Source organism: Streptomyces sp. NPDC059256 (genome assembly GCF_042753785.1).
Taxonomy (GTDB): Bacteria; Actinomycetota; Actinomycetes; order Streptomycetales; family Streptomycetaceae; genus Streptomyces.
On the sequence record NZ_JBHYZO010000011.1, the window covers coordinates 114,034 to 133,914 of the forward strand.

Here is a 19,881-nt window from a genome sequence, read left to right on the forward strand (position 1 = left end):
CGTGCTGTGCCGCGCCTTAACGGATGGGGGCTCGCATGCCCGAGAACCAGCTGATCGCAGGGCGCTACCGACTGCTCGGCCCGTTGGGCGAGGGCGGAATGGGAGTGGTGTGGCGCGCCCGGGACGAGGTGCTCGCCCGCGAGGTCGCGGTCAAGGAAGTGCGATCCCCGGTCGGTCTCTCGCTCGCCGATGAGCGTCGGCTCTACCAACGCCTGGAGCGGGAGGCGTGGGCCGCGGGGCGAATCTCCCACCGTGGCGTGGTCACCGTCTACGACGTGGTCACCGATGGGGGTCGGCCCTGGATCGTGATGGAACTCGTCCGCGGCCTCGCCCTCTCCGACGTGCTGGAGTCGGACGGTCCGCTGGCTCCGCAGCGGGCGGCGCAGATCGGGGCGGATGTCCTGACCGCCCTCAACGCCGCGCACGAAGCGGGCGTCCTCCACCGTGATGTCAAACCGGGCAATGTGCTCATCGCCAACGACGGCCGGGTGGTGCTCACCGACTTCGGCATTGCCGAGGTGGCTGGCACCTCCGCGTTGACGATGACCGGCGAGCTGATCGGCTCGCCCGAGTACCTCGCCCCCGAACGGGCTCAGGGCCGCGCCCCCGGCCCCGCGGCGGACCTGTGGTCCCTCGGCGTACTCCTCTACACAGCGGTCCAGGGCGTTGCGCCCTTTCACCGTGATGACGCGCTGAACACCTTACGAGCGGTCGTGGACGAGGAACCGTCGGCACCGCACCTCGCGGGAGAACTCGCCCCCGTGATCGCGGGGCTGTTGCGCAAGAACCCGGACGAGCGACTCACGGCCGCCGCGGCGCACCGCCTCCTGCGCGTGGTGGCCGCCGGCGGTACGGGTCGCCCCGGCGGAGCGTTGCCAGGCTCCGCGGGTGGCACACCTGATGCGAGCCGCGCTTCGAGGGCGGACACGGCAGGCGCCGGTACGGGTGCGAGCGCGCTCCCGTCGACCGTCTCCAACACAACGGCAGGAGCACCGGCAGCCGACGGCGGCCAGCCCCGCCGTGCGGTTGCGGTGCTGGCCGCCGGCATCGCGCTGCTGCTGCTCGTGGTCGCCGTACTGGTGTGGGCGCTGATCGACGACGCCCGCGAACGTGCTGCCACCGACGACGAGCGGCCCGTACAGCCGGCGGCCACCACGAGTGGAACTTCGACACCCGGGGGTGGTGTGCAGAAGCCGAGTCGTACTCCTTCGACGGTGACGACCCCTGCGACCGATGCTCCCTCTCCACAAAGCAGCGGAGCCGGCAGCTCATCGGCCTCAGCCGGATCGCCACGGCCTCAGCGCGTCGAAGTGGCCGTGTGGGCAGTCCGGGACGACTACGCCGGCCCCTGTGCGCCCGCGCCCGACCAGGCTCCCGCCTTCCGGGCCGCGGTCGCAGTCGATCGTGCGCCGACGGTCGTGGAGTACCGCTGGATGACCCGGCGCGGACGGACGTCGGCCCCCGGTTGGCAGTCACTGCGCTTCGTGGCGGACGGTCCTCGGGAACGGTTGCTCGACCATACCGAGGTGACGCACCGACCTCGGGAGATGCATCGCGACCGGATCCGGGTGGAGGTTCGGCAACCGGTGCAGGTCCGTTCGGCGTGGGTCTCATTCTCGGTCGACTGCGCGCCCGAGACCCCGGCGGGTGGAGCCTCCTCCCCCTCCGGCACCTCGGGCGTCACGGCCGGTGCGGTCGGTGCCGTCGTCGGCGTCAGTCGTTGGCGTTGAGGACCGGCAGGTAGCCGCCGGACTGACCGGCGGCCGTCGGGTGGTAGGAGTCGGTGAGGTTGAGCAGGTTGACCGAGTGCAGCCAGGAGGCACCGGAGCAGATCTCGTGCCCGGTGAAGGCGGGGACCACGTCGCCGAAGGCATAGCCGTGGTCGGCCGCGCGCTTGGCGATGGCGGTGTTCAGATGGTCCGCAGCTCCGTTGATCGCGGCCCGCTCCCCCTCGCTGAGGCCGATGACACAGCTGCCGTTGAGCTTGTAGAAGCGGGGATAGCCGAGGACGACCACCCGTGCGGACGGGGCCTTGGCGCGGATGGCGGAGTACACACTGTTCAGTCTCGCCGGCAGGGTGTTGTCGATGTAGGCGCGGGCCTGGTTCACCTTGTTCACACAGCTCGCCTCGGACTGGAGGACGCAGGTGGTCATGGTGTCCGCGAAGCCGGCGTCGTTGCCGCCGACCGAGATGGAGACGAGGTCGGTCGAAGCGTTCAGGGGAGCGAGTTGGTTGGCCGTGACATCACTCGTAAGAGCGCCTGAGCAAGCGGTGAAGGAGAAGGACGAGGGTGAATGCGCGGCTGCCCAGAGCCGGGGGTATGCCTTGGCGCTGCGCTTACAGGCGCCGCTGGCGCTGTCGTAGCTACCCGCTCCGACTCCCGATGAGTAAGAGTCGCCCAGTGCTACGTAGTCAAGGGCAGCCGCGCTTTCGGCGGCCTGTGCGGTGTTCGCTCCGGTGAGGGCGAGTGCGGTGGTGAGGACGAGGGAGGAGGAAAGAGCCGCGATGCGAGAGAGTTTCATGACATCTCCGTTTAGCAGGTCCGCTGCCTGAACTTTCGGCGCAGACCGCATACTTCACTCGAAATGTCCATGCCAAACATGCACGGGCCAGCTTGACTGAAGTCCCCACCCTGAGCAGCATGGGGAACTGGCATTCGGGCCCTGGGAGCAAAGTCGGCCATGCAGAGCAGCAGAGACAGACCGTCAGCGGTCGGGACGGATCTGCCTCCGGTCCTCGCGGGTGTGGCCTTCGCCGTCTCGGGCGTAGGGGTCGCGCTGGCCCTCACCGATGCCCAGTCACCGCTCCGTGCGCCGTTCGTGATCTTCTTCCTGTTCACCGGACCGGCCTGTGGGCTCTACGCCGTACTGCCCGGGCTCGACCGGGTGACGCGCGCCGCAACGGCCGCGACAGGTTCGGCCGGAATTGATCTGGCCGTGGCCGGCACGGTGTCATCTCTCGGCATCCCCATGGCGAGTGGCGGCATCGCCATGGTCGCGGCGATCACCGCACTACTCTTTCTTTGGTCGGCCGGACGCCGGACCGGCGGACTCCGGTTACTCTCCGGGGTAACCGTTCCTTCCTTCGGGAGGAGCTTCCGAGGAAACGGTTCGCAAGGCGCTGCAAGATCATCCGGAACCGAACGCTCCAAGTGATCGATTCCGGGAAAAGATCAAGGTGAAGCGGTCAGTACGATCCCCGACCTGGCCGTTGAATAGGTACCAAGAATGTAAAAAGCACAACCACGATCCGGGACTTGCCATACAGTCCTAAACATCAATACCGTCGTACAACCCGCAACGGTTCATCAGCTAAGCGGCTCAAGGGGAGGGCTCAAGCGTCGCGATGATCCCGCTGCGGGGCGCGGTAGGGGGGTGCCGTGCTCGGTTTTCGTGCTCGTACCGAGCCGTAACACCGTGCGGCCAGTTCAGTAGCTCACCCAGGCCAGGTCGGAGGGTAGCTCCGCCATGGCCAGGTGATGAAGTAACCCCCCTTTCAAACCGGACACTCATCCGGATCGCCCGGGGGCGGGCGGTCCACCGGTGGAGAGGGAAAACAAACCCATGAGTTCTGTCCTGCACCCGGCCGCTCCGGGGCAAGATCCGTCGATCGCTTCGGTGGAATCCAGTCGAATAGAAGGTGCCTACCGACCCATCTCCTCCCATCTGGCCATCACTCCGCCCGTGAGCGTTGTGATTCCTGCCATGAATGAGGCGGAGAACCTTCCCTATGTGTTCAAGACGCTGCCCGACTGGATTCACGAAGTCGTCCTGGTCGACGGGAACTCCACTGACAACACCGTCGAGGTCGCGCGGGAGCTGTGGCCCGACGTCAAGGTTGTCAAGCAGTCCGGCAAGGGCAAGGGCGACGCTCTGATCAGCGGCTTCGCCGCCTGCACGGGCGACATCATCGTGATGGTCGACGCCGATGGCTCCGCCCACGGCGATGAGATTGTGTCCTATGTCTCAGCACTCGTCTCCGGCGCCGACTTCGCCAAGGGCTCCCGCTTCGCCAACGGCGGTGGCACCGACGACATGACGTTCATCCGCAAGCTCGGCAACTGGGCCCTGTGCTCCGTGGTCAACGCCAAGTTCGGCGCGCGCTACACCGACCTCTGCTACGGATACAACGCGTTCTGGAAGCACTGCCTCGACGACATCACCCTCGACTGCACCGGCTTCGAGATCGAGACCCTGATGAACATCCGGGTCGTCAAGGCCGGACTGCGGGTGCAAGAGGTCCCCAGCCACGAGTACAACCGCATCCACGGTGTGTCCAACCTCAGCGCCGTGCGCGACGGGATCAGAGTGCTCAAGGTGATCCTCAAGGAGAAGGGCGTACGCCGCGGCGGTGCCCGACGCGGTGGAGCAGGTGTGGACGTGCGCATCGCCCGGGGAGAGACGTCTTGAGCGACCGCCGTTTCTCGGTGGTGATCTGCGCCTATACCGAGGACCGCTGGGACGACATCCTCGCGGCCGTCGCATCGGTGCGGAATCAGTCACATCCGGCCCTGGAAACACTTCTGGTGGTCGATCACAACCCCGTTCTCCTCGACCGGCTGGCCGAGGAGTACCGGGAGTACGGGGCCGACGGCTCCGATGTGGCACGCGGTGAGGAGGTGCGGGTGCTCGCCAACGCGGGCCCCCGCGGCCTCTCAGCCGGCCGCAACACCGGTATCGCCGCATCCCGCGGCGACTTCGTCGCCTTCCTCGACGATGACGCGGTGGCCGAGCCCGACTGGTTGCGCTACTTCTCCGAGGGCTTCGACGACGAGAAGGTGGTCGCGGTCGGTGGCCGTACCGCGCCCGCCTGGGCGTCAGGGCGGCGCCCGGCCTGGTTCCCGGAGGAGTTCGACTGGGTGGTGGGCGCCTCCTACCGCGGGATGGCACCCGGCAAGGTGCAGGTGCGCAACGTCCTCGGGGGCAACGCCTCCTTCCGCCGTACCGCGTTCGACGCGTCCGGTGGCTTCGCCACCGGCATCGGCCGGGACGGGGACAAGCGCCCCCTCGGCTGCGAGGAGACGGAGCTCTGCATCCGCATGGGCAACGCGCTCCCGGACGCCGTGCTCCTCATCGACGACCGCGCGGTGATCCACCACAAGGTCCCGGCCGCCCGTGAGCGGTTCGCCTACTTCCGCACCCGTTGCTACGCGGAGGGCCTCTCCAAGGCCCTCGTCTCGCAGAGCGTGGGAGCGGGCGACGGGCTGTCCTCCGAGCGGAGCTACACCACCCGGGTACTGCCGGCGGGTGTGGCACGCGGGATGGGCGACGCCCTGCGCGGTCGCAAGGGCGGGGCGGGGCGCGCCGGTGCCATCGTCGTGGGGCTCGTGACCACCGCGGGCGGCTATGTGGTGGGCACGGCCCGGGCCCGCAAGGGGTCGGTGACCTTCAAGTCCGAGCCGATCACTCCGCTGGCAGCGACCGGTTCGGCGCCCGCCGCGACCGCTCCGGCCGGTGGTGAGAGCCGATGAGCGGGCCCGTTCCCATCCTGATGTACCACGCGGTGGCCCCTCAGCCGGCGAAGGCGACCCTGGGACTGTCCGTGACCCCGGAGGCGTTCGCCGAGCAGATGGCGGCGCTCGACGAGCACGGTTTCACCCCGATCACCACGGCGGAGTTGGGTGAGTGCTGGCGATCCGGCGGTGCTCGCGCGCTGCCCGCACGGCCGGTGTTGATCACCTTCGACGACGGCTACGAGGGTGTGCACCGGTACTCGCTCCCCGTTCTGGCCAAGCACGGTTTCGCCTCGACCCTGTTCGTGTCGACCGGTTGGCTGCGCGGAGCCCATGACGAGGGGGGCGCGATCGACACCATGCTCGACTGGGACCAGGTGCGGGAACTGGCCGCAGCGGGCATGGAGATCGGTGGCCACACCCACAGCCATCCCCAGATGGATCAGCTCGGGGACGAAGCACTGCGGTACGAGACCGTCCGCTGCCGCGACATCATCGCCGATGAGCTGGGGGCCGCGCCGACCTCGTTCGCGTACCCCTTCGGGTACTCCAGCAGGCGGGTGCGCGAGATGGTGAAGACGGCGGGGTTCGCGCAGTCCTTCGCCGTCGGGAACGCGCTCGCCCGGCCGGTGCAGGGGCCGTACGCCATCGAACGGGTCACCGTTCGGCGCTCGACGGACATCGAGGAGTTCGAGCGGCTCATCGAGGGCCGCGCGATCGGCCGCAACTTCGCCAAGGACCGTGTCCTCACCAAGGCGTACGCCATGGTGCGTCGTACCCGGAGGGCCGCGACCCTGCTGCGGGGCGGCGGACGCTGACGCGAAGTCCGGTGGCGCGGCGCCCAGGTCGGGAGCCGCGCCACCGGACAAAACTCCGTGCGGGATCGGGATCCGTGCCGGATCATGGGGCGCATGTCAGCCGTACGACCTCAGATGGAGCGCATGTCAGCCGTACCTCCCCACGACGCACTGCCGATCCGGCTCAACATCGACGACAGCGACTCCGCAACGGATGTCATCGACGCACTCTTCCTCGGCCGCTTCGCCAACGGCGAGCAGCCCTACTGCCACAGTCATCAGATCGACCGGGTCAAGCCCGGGTTCAACATGCTGCCGCCCGGTGCACGGGTGCTCCGCTCCTCGCGTGACGACGACCGAAGCGCCGTACTCGCCGAGGGCGACGGCTACACCCTGCTCATCTCCCACTGGAACCGTGGCGCCGACGTCACCGTGACGGCCGTCGACGCGGAGCTCGCCGAGAAGATCGTCAAGGACGCCGTGCAGGACGCGGCGGACGAGCCCGAGCCGCAGCCGGACGATGTGACGATGGGGTTCTGGTACGTGTCCCCGCGGCGCGGCCCCTACCGCACGACACGACAGATCTCGGCCGGTACCTGGGACGAGGTGCGGCCCAACTACACCGCCCCCGTCGCGGATGCCATGGACCGACTGATGAAGGTCACCCCCGAGGACATCTCGGGTCGGCTGCTCCTCCTCCACGGCCCGCCCGGCACGGGCAAGACATCGGTACTGCGGACGCTCGCCCGCTCCTGGCGGGACTGGTGCCAGGTGGACTGCGTACTCGATCCGGAGCGGCTGTTCACTGACGTCGGCTATCTGATGGACATCGCGATCGGCGAGGACGAGGGCACGGCCAAGAGCCGTTGGCGGCTGCTGCTCCTGGAGGACTGCGACGAGTTGATCCGCGGTGAGGCCAAGCACACCGCGGGTCAGGCACTCTCGCGACTGCTCAATCTCACCGACGGACTGCTGGGGCAGGGGCGCAACGTCCTGGTGGGCGTGACCACCAACGAGGATCTGGAGCGTCTGCATCCCGCCGTGGTCCGGCCGGGCCGGTGTCTGGCCCGCATCGAGATCGGTGCGCTGACGCGCACTGAGTCGGTGGAGTGGCTCGGCACCGAGGACGGTGTGGGGCGCGAGGGTTCGACCCTGGCCGAGTTGTTCGCCCTGCGCAGGGGAAGCGGACCGGCCTCGATCCCCGAGCAGCCCACCGGCTCGGACGCGGGTCTCTATCTGTGATCGTCTTCTCCCGGGTATCAGCGCCCGGGGGAAGGCGCTCCCCGGTGCTGTCCTGTGCGGTTGGGGCTAGCGGGGGTACCGGGCGGCTGTGAACCGCCCGGCTATCGCGTACCCGTCTACGAGCAAGATCAGCCATATCGCATAAAATCCGCCAATGACTACATCTGGCAGTGCGGTTGACGCCGCCGTCGCAGCCGTGGACGCAGCGATCGCGCAGCGGGATCTGCCCAAACTACAGACCGCTTACGGTGCACTGGCCTCCGCGCCGAAGGAGGCACTGGCCGACCGGTCCGCCGAGATAGGCCCCCGGTTGGCCCGGCATCTGCCCGAGATGCCGCCCTGGCACGCCGCCGTGTACGCGGTCCTGGTGGGCGCCCTCGTCGAGTGGGACGCCGATGCGGGTGTCTGTGCCCCTCCCCTGCTGGAGGGACTGCGGGAGAGCCTGGAGCAGGGGATCGAGTTCGCCCGGTTGTGGGGCGAGACGCATGGCGAGGACGAGGAACCGCCGGACCCGACCGGGCTGCCCAGCCCCGCGCAGCAGAAGGCGTTCGGCGACGACTACGCGGACGTCTGGCACGCGCCCTACTTCGGTTGGCTCACCGTGGCGAAGTGGGAGAGCGCGGCGGTCGCCGTGCTCGCCGACCCCGCGGTGCGCCGCTCGCTGGGCAACCGTGACGAGTTGGTGGCGCTCACCGAACGGCTGGAGCCGGAGATCGGTGATCTCCAGTGCGTGCAGAAGGCCCTGCTGCTCCTCGACGAGGAACCACTGTTGGTCCTCGACCGCGCCTCCGGGCAGGGCTTTCGGTTGCGCATGAGCGGCATCGCCGACAACTACCAGTTGCAGACGTTGTTGGCGGCGGTGCTCATCGGCGGCGGGCAGCTGCCGGGGGACGCCCCCGGTGCGGAGGCCGTCGCCCTGAGCACCGATGCGCCCTTCGACCCAGGTCGGCAGCAGCCGCCCCATCGGCTCGAATCGTTCAACTTCGCCGAACCGTCCGGCCGTTGGATCTGGAGCGCGACCACACCGAGCCGGATACCCGTCGTCGACGGAGTGCGGCAACTGGTCCTGGACGCGCCGGTCTTCCGTCATGACTACGCGACCGTACGTTTCCTCCCCCGGGTGTCGGCCCGGCTGGAACTCGAAGCGGTGCTGACCCCGGCGGAAGCGGCCCCGTACTTCTTGGGGGTGCGGGAGTTGATGTCATGGCAGGAGGCGAGCCGGCTCGCGGCTGACGGCTACTGAGCCGCTCAGGACGGGTGCGCCGAGCGGGAGGAATCGACGGGAGGCGAGCGGCCCGACGATCCGAGCGGCCCGCGCACCACCGGTCAACGCACCACCGGTCAACGCACCGGCGGTTGGGGCTCAGTCGCCGTAGACGGCCCGTAGGGCGTCCTCGGCCGCCGAGCGTGCCGCATCGCGGGTGACCCCGAGCCGTCGGGCCCGGTCGGCGAACCCTTGCGCCGCCGTCGCCAGTTCACGGGCCGCCGCGTCCGCCGCCGACGCGATGAATGTGCCGTTGCGGCCCCGGGTCTCGATCACTCCGTCCGCCTCCAACGCGCGGTACGCCTTGGCGACGGTGTTGGCGGCCAGGCCGAGCTCCTCGGCGAACCCCCGCACGGTCGGCAGTCGGTAGCCCACCGGGAGGGCTCCGGTACGCGCCTGCTCGGCGATGCGGGAGCGGAGTTGTTCGAAGGGGGCGATGCCCGAACCGGTATCGATGTCGATCTTCAAGGTCACCGGGTGATTCTCTCCCACCCGGTGGGTCCGCACGGAGGAAATGGAGAGGCGACACGGAACGCGCGCCCGTAGCGTGACGGCACATGACAGTGACCATCGATGCGTTCCACCGCGGCGAGGCCCTCGCCGGGAGTTCAACGGGCGAGCCGAGCGACGTGAGCTGCCCGTTCGGCGATTCCACCGGCCAGCTCGGCTACGAGGCCCGTGCGAAGGAGGTTCGTCGTGCCCACACCCTCGGGTGAGCAGACCGTCGCCGTACGACTGGTGAAGGCGGGGACCACCAAGATCCGGTATCCGGCAGTGCTGCTCGCCGACGACGGTGTGCAGCTGGTGGTCCGGGCGCCGTGGGCGGGCGAGGGCGTCCGCGACTTCGGGTTCGTGCGCTTCGAGCCGGGCGATGTGTTCACCGAGCACTACTGGCGGGATCGCTGGTACTCGGTGAAGGAGGTCCGAACGGGCGAGGGGCGGCTGAAGGGCTGGTACTGCGACATCACCAGGCCGGCCCTGTTCGACGGCGGCGAGCTTCTGGTGGAGGACCTGGAGCTCGACCTCTGGGTGTCGGCCGACGGTTCCGCGGTGCTGAGGCTGGACGAGGACGAGTTCGCCGCCAGCGGCCTGGCACAACGCGACCCCGAGGCTGCCGAGGCAGCCATCGGGGCGCTGAATGCGTTGGAACGTACGGCGCTCGTCGGGGCGCTGGGTGGATTGCTGACCTACGAGGGGAGCCGCTTGCGGTAGTGCAGGCGATCGTAGGGCCCATCCACCCGGCGCCCTTCCAGCTCGTATCCGTAGCGCGGATAGAGCGCCTGGTTCTCGGTCATCAGGGCGTTCGTGTAGAGCCGGATCTCCGGGAGCCCCAACTCCCGGGCCCTGCTCTCGGCGAAGCCCAACAGAGCGCGCCCCAGGCCCTTCCCACGGGCCTCGGGGTGCACCGCGACCGATTCCAGGAGGAGGTGATCGTCCTGGGGGAGCAGGACGATCACTCCCTGTACCGGGTTTCCCACGACGAACACTCGCCCCGCCGCCACATCGGCCGCGTGGTCCGCCTCCATGGGGGCGGGAACGACTCCGATGCGTTCGATGTAGGGGTAGTAGGCCGCGTCGGTCACGGCCTTCACCACGGTCACATCGGCGGCGATGGCGGGGCGAATGCTCTCGATCATGCAGATACGTTACGTCGAGCTTGGTACTGCTTCTTGATCAAGGGCCAGGCCAGCAGGATCGCGATGATGATGTAGACGACCACCGAGAACGGCGTGTTGACCAGTCCGGAGACGCTGCCGTCGCTCAGCTGGAGCGCACGGCGCAACTGCTGCTCGGCGGCCGGGCCGAGGATCACACCGATGACGGCCGGCAGGACCGGCAGCCCGTAGCGGCGCATACCGAAACCGATCAGACCGATGATCAGCAGGATGACCAGGTCGATCGCCTCGCCACCGACGGCGTACGCACCGACTCCGGCGAAGAAGAGGATGCCGGCGTACAGGTACGGACGCGGAATCCGCAGCAGCTTCGCCCACACGGGGGCGAGCGGCAGGTTGAGCGCGAGCAGCAGCACCATGCCGACGAAGAGCGAGGCGATGAGACCCCACACCAGGTCGGGCTCGCGCTCGAACAGCAGCGGTCCGGGCTGGATGCCGTACTGCTGGAAGGCGGCGAGCATGACGGCCGCGACCGCCGTGGTCGGCAGACCGAGGGTCAGCATGGAGACGAGCGTTCCCGCGGCGGAGGCCGAGGCAGCCGACTCGGGACCGGCGACGCCCTCGATGGCGCCCCTGCCGAACTCGTCCTTGTTCTTCGAGAGCCGCTTCTCCGTGACGTAGGACAGGAAGGTGGGGATCTCCGCACCGCCCGCCGGGATCGCGCCGAAGGGGAATCCGATGAACGGGCCGCGCAGCCAGGGCTTCCAGGTGCGCTTGACGTCGGACTTGTCGAGCCAGGGGCGACCGACCGGGATCGGCTGCGCAGCACCGCGGCGCAGGTGCGCCGCGACCCACAGCGCCTCGCCGATGGCGAAGAGTCCGACGGCGACGATGACGACGTCCACACCGTCGGCGAGTTGGAGCGAGCCGAAGGTCAGACGCTGCTGACCGGTCATCTGGTCCAGGCCGATGAGTCCGATCGTCAGACCGATCAGCAGCGAGGCCAGACCGCGGATGCGGGAGGAGCCGAGCACCGAGGTGACCGCGATGAAGGCGAGCACCATGATGGCGAAGTAGTCCGGAGCACCGATGTCCACGGCCATGTCGGCAATGGTCGGGGCGAGGGCGACCAGCAGGATGGTGCCGATCAGACCACCGGCGAAGTGACCGACGGCGGCGGCGGCGAGCGCCTGGGAGCCGCGGCCCGATTTCGCCATCGGATTGCCTTCGATGGCCGCGACCACCGCCGCGCTCTCACCCGGGGTGTTCAACAGGATCGAGGTGGTGGAGCCACCGAACATCGCGCCGTAGTAGATACCGGCGAACATGATGAACGCACCGGTGGGCTCAAGGCCGTAGGTCACCGGGAGGAGCAGTGCCACCGCCATCGCGGGGCCGATGCCGGGCAGCACGCCGATCGCCGTGCCCAGGAGGACACCGATCACCGCCCACATCAGGTTGATCGGCGTCAGCGCTGTGCCGAAGCCGTCGATCAGTGAATTGAGAGAGTCCATCGACTAGAGCACCCCCATCAGCGGGCCACCGGGGAGCGGAACGCCGAGCAGATTGTTGAAGAGGTAGTACGTGACCACGGAGAGGACCGCGGCGATCAGGGGGTCTCGCTGGAAGTGCCTGCTGCCGAGGGCGTAGGCGGCGCCCCAGAAGAGGAGGGTGCCGGAGACGGGGAAGCCGATCGGGTTGATCAGGATGGCGAAGACGAGGAAGACACCGGCGAGGAGGAGGACCGTACGCCAGTCGCTCGGCTCGCTCAGGTCGATGTCCTCGCCGCCTTCGGCTTCACCGCGGCCACCGCGCATCACGTCGAACGCCAGCAGTGCGGCGATCACCAGCAGGCCGATGCCGACCACGATCGGCACCGTGGTGGGACCGATGGGGCCGCGCTGGGCGATGTCGACGTCCATGGTGAGGGCGTCGGTGAGGACGAGCACTCCCAGGGCGAACAGCATGACGCTGACGCCGAGCTCGGAGTGGTCGCGGAGCCAGGAGCGGTTGTCAGAGGGTCGCGGGACATGCGTGTGGGTGTCGCGTGTGTTCACAGTCCCAGCTCCTTCAGCACGGTGTCCACGCGCTCGTTCTGCTCCTTGAGGAAGTCGCTGAAGTCGTCGCCGACCATGAAGCCGTCGGTCCAACCGTTCTTCTTCAGCGATGCCTGCCATTCCTTGGACTCGTGCAGTTCTTCGATCAGGGTGACGAGCTTCTCGCGCTCACGGTCGGAGATGCCGGGCGGGGCGACGATGCCGCGCCAGTTGGTGAAGTCCGCGTCGAGTCCGGCTTCGCGCAGGGTGGGGGCGTCGAGGCCGGGAACCCGCTCGTTTCCGGTCACTGCCAGCAGTCGCAGCTCGCCCGACTTGATCTGGTCCAGGTACTCACTGACACCCGAGACGCCGAATCCGACCTTGTTGCCGAGGATCGAGGCGAGGAGTTCGCCACCGCCGTCGAAGGGGATGTAGTTGACGTCCTTCGGGGGAATCTTGGCCGCCCGTGCCATCAGCATGGGCGCGAGGTGGTCCGGGCCACCGGGAGAGGAGCCGCCGCCGACGGTGACCTTGCCCGGGTCCTTCTTCCACGCGGCGATCAACTCGTCGATCGTCTCGTACGGGGAAGTCTTCGAGACGACGACGATGTCCTGCTCTTCGGTGAGCCGGGCGATCGGGGTGGTGTCGGCGAGCGTCTTCTCGGACTTGTTCGAGTGGACCGCGCCGACCACGCCGAGGCCCATCGACATGGCGAGCTTGCCGTTGCCGTGCTCGCCGACGAGACGGGTCAGACCGACCGTGCCGCCCGCGCCGGGGAGGTTGAAGACCTCGATGTTGTGAGTAAGTCCGGCGTCTTCGGCATTCTTTGCCATCGTGCGGGCAGTGATGTCATAACCGCCGCCGGGAGTATTGGGGACCATGAAGCGCAAACCGGGGATCTGCGTGCCGGTCTCGGAACCGTCACCCGCACTGAGCAGGGGCGGCCCCACGAACACCAGCAGCGCTGCCCCGAGCAGGGCGAGGGGAGTGCGCAATCGCACGTGAGCCGCCTCTCGGTAGGGATGTGTGAAGTGGCCCACATGTTGCCTGTGCGTTAAGAAAGTGTCTCTCTTCCGGAATCAACGGACGTTGTGGTCATTGTGGTCGCGCCATAGCGTGTGTCCGTGATGAATGTGCTGGTAGTGGACGACGACTTCATGGTCGCCAAGCTGCACAGCCGCTATGTGGCCGCGACCGATGGTTTTCGAGTCGTCGGAGTGGCACACAGCGGTTCCGAGGCTCTGCGTGCAGCTGAGCGACTTCGACCCGACTTGGTCCTCCTTGATATATATCTGCCCGATATGGATGGCTTGTCGGTGTTGCGGGAACTGCGGGCCGCCGAGGAGCGGGATGCGACACGGGCCAGCGTGGACGCCTTGTTCATCACCGCCGCCCGGGACGCCGGGGTGGTGCGAGCCGCTCTGCGGGCGGGTGCGCTGCACTACCTGATCAAACCCTTCAACCAGGCGGCCCTCCAGGAGCAGCTGCGGCACGTGGCGTCGCTCCGGTCGCGCTTCGACCGTCTCGGTGAGGCCCGCCAGGAAGACGTGGACCAGATCTTCGGCACCAGGCCGCCGGGCTCCCGAGAACTACCGAAGGGGCTCGCCGCCCACACGGCCGAGCTCGTCGAACGGGTCCTGCGGGAGCATCCCGGCGATCTGTCCGCAACCGAGTGCGCGGAGCTCGGTTCCCTGTCCCGGGTGAGCGCCCGCAGGTATCTGGAGTACTTCGTGGAGACCGGACGGGTGGAAGTCACTCTGCGTTATGGAGGTACGGGACGACCCGAGCGCCGCTACCGGCTGGTGTGAGGCACATCCCCCGGTCCCGATCTGTCGAACGGGCCGGCACGGGTGCCTCGGCAACCGGTTCGGGGAGCGAGGCGCGGGAGCCGTCGAACTGCCGGATACCGGGTGCGGGCGATCTGGCATCCAGGCCCCACAGCAGGCCCAAGCCTGGCGACGAAACTGCCGCGAAACGCGCCTGAACAGGAGTTTTACCTCAGCGCCGAAGTCTCCATGGAAGCATCGACACAGCGAAAAGACATGAGAACGCCCCTGGCCGAAGAATCGACCAGGGGCGAAGTGATGCGGGCTGAAGGCGCCTCAGACCGCGCCCATGTCCGCGCTGAGCCAGTGCTCGGGACGCATGTGCAACACCACTTGGTCGCCGAGTTCCTTGAGCGCGAAGTCGACATAGCCATCGACTTTTTCCTCAGGAAGGTAACGCGCTGCAATCTCCACCAGTTGCTCATGGGTGGCCGGGGTGGTGTCCACCACCGGACCTTCCACCGAGACGTAGCGCACCGTCGGCTCCACCCGGTCGACCATCAGGGAGAACCGCCCGGCGTGGGTGATCAGTCGGTGTTTTCGGGAGTCCCGACCGGTCATCACCCAAAGGTCTCCGATCTCGCTGCCGGGTGCGTACTGGTACCAGATCGGCACCGTGAGCGGTGCTCTCCGCGCGTCTCTCTCGGCGACCGCCAAGGCCGCGATATGCGGTTCGGCCAGGAACTTCTCTCGCTCTTCGCGGGTCAGGGCCACAACAGCTCCTTCACTCAGGACGGACGGGTACCCGATGGCCGAGAGGGGCAACACCCTTCCTCAGCCACCGCTTAGCGCCTCCTTAAAACAAGGATAAGGATCTCGGACATTCCGCCGTCCGCGCCTTCTTCGGGTTTGCGAGGGGCTAACTTGCGTACCGCCGAGGTCGATTCGAACAACCGCTCCACCGGTGCTCGGGATGGCCACTCCCGTACGGATCGATCCGGTATCCCCCCATAACCCTCAATGAGGAGAACGACACGATGACCGCTCGCCGCAAGGTCGCCATGGTCGCCGCACTCGGTATCGCACCGATCGCCCTGACCGCGCTGGCCGCCGCGCCCGCTGTCGGCCACGGCTCCATGAAGGACCCGGTCAGCCGGATCGCGGCCTGCTTCGCCGAGGGCCCCGAGAACCCGGACACCGACGCTTGTAAGGCACTCGTCGCCGCCGGTGGCACCCAGCCGCTGTACGACTGGAACGAGGTCAACATCGGTGACGTGGCAGGCGCGCACAAGACGCGGATCCCGGACGGCAAGCTGTGCAGCGTCGGCCGTGACAAGTACAAGGGTCTCGACGCACCGCGCGCCGACTGGCCGTCGACCGCGATGACGTCCGGCAGCAACACCTTCCGCTGGCGTGCGACCGCCCCCCACCGGGGCACGCTGGAGCTGTACATCACCAAGGACAGCTACAACCCCACCCAGCCCCTGAAGTGGTCGGACCTGGAGGCCCAGCCGTTCGCTTCGGTGACCAACCCGCCGCTGGAGAACGGTTCGTACGTCTTCAACGGAACCGTCCCGAACAAGTCGGGCCGTCACCTGATCTACTCCATCCTCCAGCGCTCTGACTCGCCCGAGGCGTTCTACACCTGCTCCGACGTGGTCTTCGGCGGTGGCGGTGGCAACGCGTCCAACCCGGCGCCCGCCAAGGCTCCGTCGGACGCTGCCATCGAGCAGGGCGCCGCGAAGTCCGACGTCGACCACAACGGCAAGGGCGGGGACACCCCGACCGAGGTCAAGAAGAACGCCGCCTACACCGGCAGCGACAACAGCTCGCAGCCCGCCGCCGAGGCGCCCGCCGCAAAGGAAGAGGCCCCGGTCAACGCCCCCGAGGCCCAGGGTGCGACCGAGAACCTCGCCGAGACCGGTGGCGACAGCAACACCACCTACGTCGCGATCGGTGGAGCCGCGGCACTCGCGCTCGGCGCCGCTGCGATGTTCGGCACGACCCGCCGTCGCGCGGCGCGGAACGGCCGCTGATGACCGTCTGACGACGCACTGACCGGTGATGCGCCTGCACGTCCGCCCTGGTGGCGGGCGTGCGGGCGGTGCGTCGTCAGCGGCTCGCCGGGCACGGGGGGCCCGGCGAGCATCAACCCCGCCTCCCCCGACCTGTTGGGCAACCGAGGGGCCCGACACCCGGACGGGCGCAATTCCGCGACCATTCGGACCCGTCCGGACTGCGCCTTCGCCGCCCCGCCCCGAACGTGGGGCCATGACGCGCACACCCGACCCCCCTCCCCCGGTCCACAGAGGTCCGGGATTTCTCGCCGAGGCCAAGGACGCGGTGACGCTGCGTGCCGCTGTGCTGGTGTTCGGGGTGCTCGCCCTGCAACTGGCCTTCATCACCTCCTACATCGGCGCCTTCCACGAACCGACGCCGCACGAGGTCCCGCTGGCCGTCGTCGCCCCGACGCAGCCGGTGGCCCAGGAGGCCGCCAGGCGACTCGCGGACCTGCCGGGAGACCCACTGGACACTCGTGTGGTGACCGACGAAGCAACCGCACGCAAGCAGATCGAGAACCGCGAGATCGACGGCGCCCTCGTCGTCCGGCCCCGGAGCACCAGTGACACCCTCCTGGTGGCCAGTGCGTCGGGCGCGTCCCTCGCCCAGGCGATCGAGGAGACCGTGGCCGACGCCCAACGGGCCGAGCGGCGGTCCCTGACGGTCGTCGACGTCGTTCCCGACTCCCCCGGTGACGCCCGGGGCCTGTCGTCCTTCTATCTGGTCATCGGCTGGTGCGTGGGCGGATACCTCTGTGCCGCGGTCCTGGCGATCAGTGCGGGAGCACGGCCGGCCAACACCCATCGGGCGCTCATCCGTCTCGGTGTCCTGCTCGTGTACTCCATCGTCGCCGGACTGCTCGGTACGGTGATCGCCGGCCCGATCCTGGGCGCTCTGACGGGCAGTGTTCCCGCGCTGTGGGGGCTCGGCTCGCTGTTGGTGTTCACCGTGGGCGCGATCACGCTGGCGCTCCAGGGGCTCGCCGGGATCGTCGGCATCGGCCTGGCGATCCTGCTCGTCGTCGTCCTCGGCAACCCGAGCGCCGGGGGCGCCTACCCCTACCCGCTGCTGCCGCCGTTCTGGAAGGCGATCGGGCCCGCGCTGCCGCCGGGGGCGGGAACCTTCGCGGCGCGCTCGATCACCTACTTCCGGGGCCAGGCGATGACCGGTCCGATGCTGGTGCTCTCCGCCTGGGCGGTGGGCGGCGCCCTCCTGACCCTGCTCTGCGCCCGGCTGCGCCGGGAACCGACACCCGAGCCGGCCGAACGGTCCGGTCCGCCGACGGCGGACCGGACCGGGGCCTGAGCCGATGCCGGTGCCGGGTCAGCCGATCCGTGCGCCGTACGCCTGAAGCGCTTCGGTCACGGGCTGGAAGAACGTCACGCCGCCCGCCGAACAGTTCCCGCTACCACCGGACGTGAGTCCTATGGCGGTGGAACCCGCGAAGAGCGAACCGCCGCTGTCACCGGGCTCCGCACACACGTCGGTACGGATCAGACCATTGACGATGTCGCCGTTCCCGTAGTTCACGGTGGCGTCGAGCGCCGTGACCCGCCCGCCGTGGACCTGAGTGGTGGACCCGCTGCGCCGCACCTGCATGCCGACGGTGGCCTCGCCCGCCGAGCTGATCGACTGCGCGCTGCCGTCGTACAGGTTGACCTCGCTGGGCTGCTGGGCGCTGCCGTTGTACTTCACCAGCGCGTAGTCGTCGCCGGGGAAGCGCGAGTCGGCCATGGTGCCCAGCGCCGATCCGCCGGCCGAAGCGGACCAGGAACTGCCCGCAACCCCGCAGTGTCCGGCGGTGAGGAAGTGGGGGGCGCCGTCCTTGACCACGTTGAAGCCGAGCGAGCAGCGTCCGCCGCCCGAGTGGATGGCGTCACCACCGGCGATCAGGGGAGTGAACTCTCCTGCCGTACGGTTGAGTTCGACGCGCTCGCCGAGGTCGGCCACGACCGCTGAGAGTCGCTTCCAGTCGGCTCCCGTGACGGTACGGTCAGCGGTGACCTGAACCTTGTTGGTCACGGGGTCCACCGCCCAGGAGGTACCGGGCAGGGATGCCTTGTCGGTCAGGACCGCACGGGCCGCCGCCAGTTGGTCAAGGCTGTGGGCCACCACCTCGGCCCGGGCGCCGGCCGAGCGGACGGCCCGGGCGGCCTTCTCGTCGACGACGTTCACCACCAGGGCTCGGGCATCGGTGTCGTAGTAGCTTCCGGCTGAGGCGCTCGGGCCCAGCTTCGCGGTGAGCGTCTCCCCGAGGCTGCCGGCCGTCGTCGCCGAGAGCTTCTTCACGACGGGTTGTACCGTGGGCTCGCTCGCCCCCGCGCTCTGGATGGTGAGGGTCGCGCCGGTCAGTGCGACGGCAGCTCCGCACACGGCTGCCATTCTCGTCCGGGATATGCGTCGGTGCTTCAACATCGACCTCCTGTGGGGCCGTGTCCGGGCGAAGAGGGTCCCGGGACACGGAGGATGGGGCGCCCACTATGGCGAGACCGATGTAAGGCACACAAGACTGGTTACCGGACGGTCACACGACCATGCGCGGGCGTTCACCGCGCCTTCACGTCGTCCACCCCGGCGGTTGTCACATCATGGGGAATGTCGTGACTAAATGTCGACAAAGGTTCCCGCCGTGCGGCCCCCTGATGGGTAATCATCATGAGGTGGGGAATGCCACAGACGCATGGAAGGCCACACAGGACACGTGGGGATCACATGGATCGGAGGGGGCGGGGGTGCGACGTCGGGTGCGCGCGGCGGACGGGCGGCATCTGATGGTGGAGCGACTGGGCGATCCGCGGGGCAGGCCCGTCTTCCTTCTGCACGGCACACCGGGCAGCCGACTCGGCCCGGCCCCGCGCGGCATGGTCCTCTACCAGAGCCGTACGCAACTGATCGCCTACGACCGCCCCGGGTACGGCGGTTCGGACCGGCTCGCCGGGCGCAGCGTCTGCGATGTCGCCGAGGACGTCCGCGCCATCGCCGATGAACTCGGGCTCGAACGCTTCGCCGTGGTCGGCCGTTCCGGTGGCGCGCCCCACGCCCTGGCGTGCGCGGCCCTGATGCCGGACCGGGTCACCCGTACCGCAGCGCTGGTCACCCTCGCCCCGCGGGATGCCGACGGCCTCGACTGGTTCGAGGGAATGGCGGCGTCCAACGTCCTGGAGTACACCTCGGCCGTCACCGACCCGGCCGGACTGACGGAACGGTTCATCCTGCGGTCCGCCGAGATCCGGAAGGACCCGATACGGCTCCTCAACGACCTTCGGCGGGAGTTGACCGAATCCGATCGGATGGTGGTCAAGGACGCCGGGGTGCGGTCGATGCTGCTCCGCAACTACCACGAGGCGCTGCGGACTTCCGCCTACGGATGGATCGACGACGCGCTCGCCTTCAGCAGCCCCTGGGGCTTCGATCCCGCGGACATCAGCGGACAGGTGATGCTCTGGCACGGGGAGCAGGACGTCTTCTCACCCGTGGGGCACTCGCGCTGGCTGGCCGAGCGGATTCCCGGCGCCACAGCGGTCCTTGAGCCCACCGCGGCCCATTTCGACGCCCTGCACGCGCTGCCCGGCATCCTCACCTGGCTGCTGGACGACTGAGGGCGTCGCAGGCCCCGCTCAGGCCGACAAGTCCGCGAGGACGCAGT

The 19,881-nt window shown here is 68.6% G+C and carries 21 protein-coding genes; 13 read left to right on the top strand and 8 right to left on the bottom strand.

The genetic code is table 11. The features are described 5' to 3' along the window. The first annotated feature begins 35 nt into the window (after positions 1 to 35). Positions 36 to 1,730, top strand: coding sequence for a protein kinase (locus ACFXJL_RS23105; protein ID WP_384695234.1), 1,695 nt, complete (start codon positions 36 to 38; stop codon positions 1,728 to 1,730). Here ACFXJL_RS23105 and ACFXJL_RS23110 read toward each other — a convergent pair. Then, positions 1,714 to 2,523, bottom strand: coding sequence for an SGNH/GDSL hydrolase family protein (locus ACFXJL_RS23110; RefSeq protein WP_358878287.1), 810 nt, complete (start codon positions 2,521 to 2,523; stop codon positions 1,714 to 1,716). The genes ACFXJL_RS23105 and ACFXJL_RS23110 overlap by 17 nt on opposite strands. Before the next feature lie 159 nt (positions 2,524 to 2,682). Here ACFXJL_RS23110 and ACFXJL_RS23115 point away from each other — a divergent pair, with 159 nt between their 5' ends. From ACFXJL_RS23115 to ACFXJL_RS23140, 6 genes are all read left to right on the top strand, one after another. Further along, the gene (locus ACFXJL_RS23115) at positions 2,683 to 3,156 is read left to right on the top strand and encodes a hypothetical protein (protein ID WP_384637468.1); all 474 of its coding nucleotides are present in this window, start codon (positions 2,683 to 2,685) and stop codon (positions 3,154 to 3,156) included. A gap of 408 nt (positions 3,157 to 3,564) precedes the next feature. Further along, on the top strand, positions 3,565 to 4,410 hold the full coding sequence (locus ACFXJL_RS23120) for a glycosyltransferase family 2 protein (protein WP_329016533.1): 846 nt from the start codon (positions 3,565 to 3,567) through the stop codon (positions 4,408 to 4,410). Further along, positions 4,407 to 5,471: a glycosyltransferase family 2 protein gene (locus tag ACFXJL_RS23125; protein WP_384695239.1), complete on the top strand. Its 1,065-nt coding sequence runs from the start codon at positions 4,407 to 4,409 to the stop codon at positions 5,469 to 5,471. The genes ACFXJL_RS23120 and ACFXJL_RS23125 overlap by 4 nt, the downstream gene beginning before the upstream one ends. Continuing rightward, complete coding sequence (locus tag ACFXJL_RS23130; protein ID WP_358878290.1) at positions 5,468 to 6,271, top strand: polysaccharide deacetylase family protein; 804 nt, start codon at positions 5,468 to 5,470, stop codon at positions 6,269 to 6,271. Before ACFXJL_RS23125 ends, ACFXJL_RS23130 begins: the two co-directional genes overlap by 4 nt. Positions 6,272 to 6,364: 93 nt before the next feature. Further along, entirely contained in the window at positions 6,365 to 7,492 is a 1,128-nt protein-coding gene (locus ACFXJL_RS23135; protein ID WP_358878291.1) for a DUF5925 domain-containing protein, read from the top strand. Between the two features lie 154 nt (positions 7,493 to 7,646). Then, a complete protein-coding gene (locus ACFXJL_RS23140) occupies positions 7,647 to 8,735 on the top strand; it encodes a hypothetical protein (RefSeq protein ID WP_384695242.1) in 1,089 nt (362 codons plus the stop codon). 120 nt (positions 8,736 to 8,855) lie between these two features. Here ACFXJL_RS23140 and ACFXJL_RS23145 read toward each other — a convergent pair whose 3' ends face one another. Then, positions 8,856 to 9,230, bottom strand: a complete 375-nt coding sequence (locus ACFXJL_RS23145; protein WP_329016545.1) for a GntR family transcriptional regulator — start codon at positions 9,228 to 9,230, stop codon at positions 8,856 to 8,858. 83 nt (positions 9,231 to 9,313) lie between these two features. Between ACFXJL_RS23145 and ACFXJL_RS23150 the strand changes: the two genes are divergently transcribed. Together ACFXJL_RS23150 and ACFXJL_RS23155 are read left to right on the top strand one after the other, a co-directional pair. Next, entirely contained in the window at positions 9,314 to 9,472 is a 159-nt protein-coding gene (locus ACFXJL_RS23150; protein WP_384695245.1) for a hypothetical protein, read from the top strand. Then, positions 9,453 to 9,968, top strand: coding sequence for a DUF402 domain-containing protein (locus tag ACFXJL_RS23155; protein ID WP_384637484.1), 516 nt, complete (start codon positions 9,453 to 9,455; stop codon positions 9,966 to 9,968). Before ACFXJL_RS23150 ends, ACFXJL_RS23155 begins: the two co-directional genes overlap by 20 nt. Here the strand turns inward: ACFXJL_RS23155 and ACFXJL_RS23160 are convergent. From ACFXJL_RS23160 to ACFXJL_RS23175, 4 genes are read right to left on the bottom strand one after another with little or no spacing between them, the layout of a single operon-like run. Continuing rightward, positions 9,944 to 10,393, bottom strand: a complete 450-nt coding sequence (locus ACFXJL_RS23160; RefSeq protein WP_384637487.1) for a GNAT family N-acetyltransferase — start codon at positions 10,391 to 10,393, stop codon at positions 9,944 to 9,946. The two genes, ACFXJL_RS23155 and ACFXJL_RS23160, sit on opposite strands and share 25 nt — an antisense overlap. Continuing rightward, complete coding sequence (locus ACFXJL_RS23165; protein ID WP_329016555.1) at positions 10,390 to 11,886, bottom strand: tripartite tricarboxylate transporter permease; 1,497 nt, start codon at positions 11,884 to 11,886, stop codon at positions 10,390 to 10,392. Before ACFXJL_RS23165 ends, ACFXJL_RS23160 begins: the two co-directional genes overlap by 4 nt. Positions 11,887 to 11,889: 3 nt before the next feature. Continuing rightward, positions 11,890 to 12,429: a tripartite tricarboxylate transporter TctB family protein gene (locus ACFXJL_RS23170; RefSeq protein ID WP_384695250.1), complete on the bottom strand. Its 540-nt coding sequence runs from the start codon at positions 12,427 to 12,429 to the stop codon at positions 11,890 to 11,892. After that, positions 12,426 to 13,409: a Bug family tripartite tricarboxylate transporter substrate binding protein gene (locus tag ACFXJL_RS23175; RefSeq protein WP_384637493.1), complete on the bottom strand. Its 984-nt coding sequence runs from the start codon at positions 13,407 to 13,409 to the stop codon at positions 12,426 to 12,428. Before ACFXJL_RS23175 ends, ACFXJL_RS23170 begins: the two co-directional genes overlap by 4 nt. A gap of 126 nt (positions 13,410 to 13,535) precedes the next feature. Here ACFXJL_RS23175 and ACFXJL_RS23180 point away from each other — a divergent pair, with 126 nt between their 5' ends. Beyond that, positions 13,536 to 14,216 carry a response regulator gene (locus ACFXJL_RS23180; protein WP_329027350.1) on the top strand — a complete coding sequence of 227 codons (681 nt, stop codon included), beginning with the start codon at positions 13,536 to 13,538 and terminating at the stop codon, positions 14,214 to 14,216. A gap of 294 nt (positions 14,217 to 14,510) precedes the next feature. On the opposite strand, the gene ACFXJL_RS23185 is transcribed toward ACFXJL_RS23180, so the two are convergent. Further along, positions 14,511 to 14,948 carry a pyridoxamine 5'-phosphate oxidase family protein gene (locus tag ACFXJL_RS23185; RefSeq protein ID WP_384695253.1) on the bottom strand — a complete coding sequence of 146 codons (438 nt, stop codon included), beginning with the start codon at positions 14,946 to 14,948 and terminating at the stop codon, positions 14,511 to 14,513. Positions 14,949 to 15,211: 263 nt separating this feature from the next. Here ACFXJL_RS23185 and ACFXJL_RS23190 point away from each other — a divergent pair, with 263 nt between their 5' ends. After that, entirely contained in the window at positions 15,212 to 16,210 is a 999-nt protein-coding gene (locus ACFXJL_RS23190) for a lytic polysaccharide monooxygenase (protein ID WP_384695256.1), read from the top strand. 235 nt (positions 16,211 to 16,445) lie between these two features. After that, positions 16,446 to 17,540, top strand: a complete 1,095-nt coding sequence (locus ACFXJL_RS23195) for a DUF3533 domain-containing protein (protein ID WP_384695259.1) — start codon at positions 16,446 to 16,448, stop codon at positions 17,538 to 17,540. 18 nt (positions 17,541 to 17,558) lie between these two features. Here ACFXJL_RS23195 and ACFXJL_RS23200 read toward each other — a convergent pair whose 3' ends face one another. Next, entirely contained in the window at positions 17,559 to 18,647 is a 1,089-nt protein-coding gene (locus tag ACFXJL_RS23200; RefSeq protein WP_384695348.1) for a S1 family peptidase, read from the bottom strand. A 320-nt stretch (positions 18,648 to 18,967) separates the two neighbouring features. Between ACFXJL_RS23200 and ACFXJL_RS23205 the strand changes: the two genes are divergently transcribed. Beyond that, a complete protein-coding gene (locus ACFXJL_RS23205; protein WP_358878302.1) occupies positions 18,968 to 19,834 on the top strand; it encodes an alpha/beta fold hydrolase in 867 nt (288 codons plus the stop codon). The last annotated feature ends 47 nt before the right edge of the window (positions 19,835 to 19,881 follow it).

Excerpts from the sequence above, each read along its gene's own strand:
- ACFXJL_RS23140 (WP_384695242.1), top strand. The coding sequence starts at position 7,647 with ATGACTACATCTGGCAGTGCGGTTGACGCCGCCGTCGCAGCCGTGGAC.
- ACFXJL_RS23135 (WP_358878291.1), top strand. The coding sequence starts at position 6,365 with ATGTCAGCCGTACGACCTCAGATGGAGCGCATGTCAGCCGTACCTCCC.
- ACFXJL_RS23105 (WP_384695234.1), top strand. The coding sequence starts at position 36 with ATGCCCGAGAACCAGCTGATCGCAGGGCGCTACCGACTGCTCGGCCCG.
- ACFXJL_RS23120 (WP_329016533.1), top strand. The coding sequence starts at position 3,565 with ATGAGTTCTGTCCTGCACCCGGCCGCTCCGGGGCAAGATCCGTCGATC.
- ACFXJL_RS23180 (WP_329027350.1), top strand. The coding sequence starts at position 13,536 with ATGAATGTGCTGGTAGTGGACGACGACTTCATGGTCGCCAAGCTGCAC.
- ACFXJL_RS23130 (WP_358878290.1), top strand. The coding sequence starts at position 5,468 with ATGAGCGGGCCCGTTCCCATCCTGATGTACCACGCGGTGGCCCCTCAG.
- ACFXJL_RS23165 (WP_329016555.1), bottom strand. The coding sequence starts at position 11,886 with ATGGACTCTCTCAATTCACTGATCGACGGCTTCGGCACAGCGCTGACG.
- ACFXJL_RS23110 (WP_358878287.1), bottom strand. The coding sequence starts at position 2,523 with ATGAAACTCTCTCGCATCGCGGCTCTTTCCTCCTCCCTCGTCCTCACC.
- ACFXJL_RS23195 (WP_384695259.1), top strand. The coding sequence starts at position 16,446 with ATGACGCGCACACCCGACCCCCCTCCCCCGGTCCACAGAGGTCCGGGA.
- ACFXJL_RS23115 (WP_384637468.1), top strand. The coding sequence starts at position 2,683 with ATGCAGAGCAGCAGAGACAGACCGTCAGCGGTCGGGACGGATCTGCCT.
- ACFXJL_RS23150 (WP_384695245.1), top strand. The coding sequence starts at position 9,314 with ATGACAGTGACCATCGATGCGTTCCACCGCGGCGAGGCCCTCGCCGGG.
- ACFXJL_RS23190 (WP_384695256.1), top strand. The coding sequence starts at position 15,212 with ATGACCGCTCGCCGCAAGGTCGCCATGGTCGCCGCACTCGGTATCGCA.
- ACFXJL_RS23160 (WP_384637487.1), bottom strand. The coding sequence starts at position 10,393 with ATGATCGAGAGCATTCGCCCCGCCATCGCCGCCGATGTGACCGTGGTG.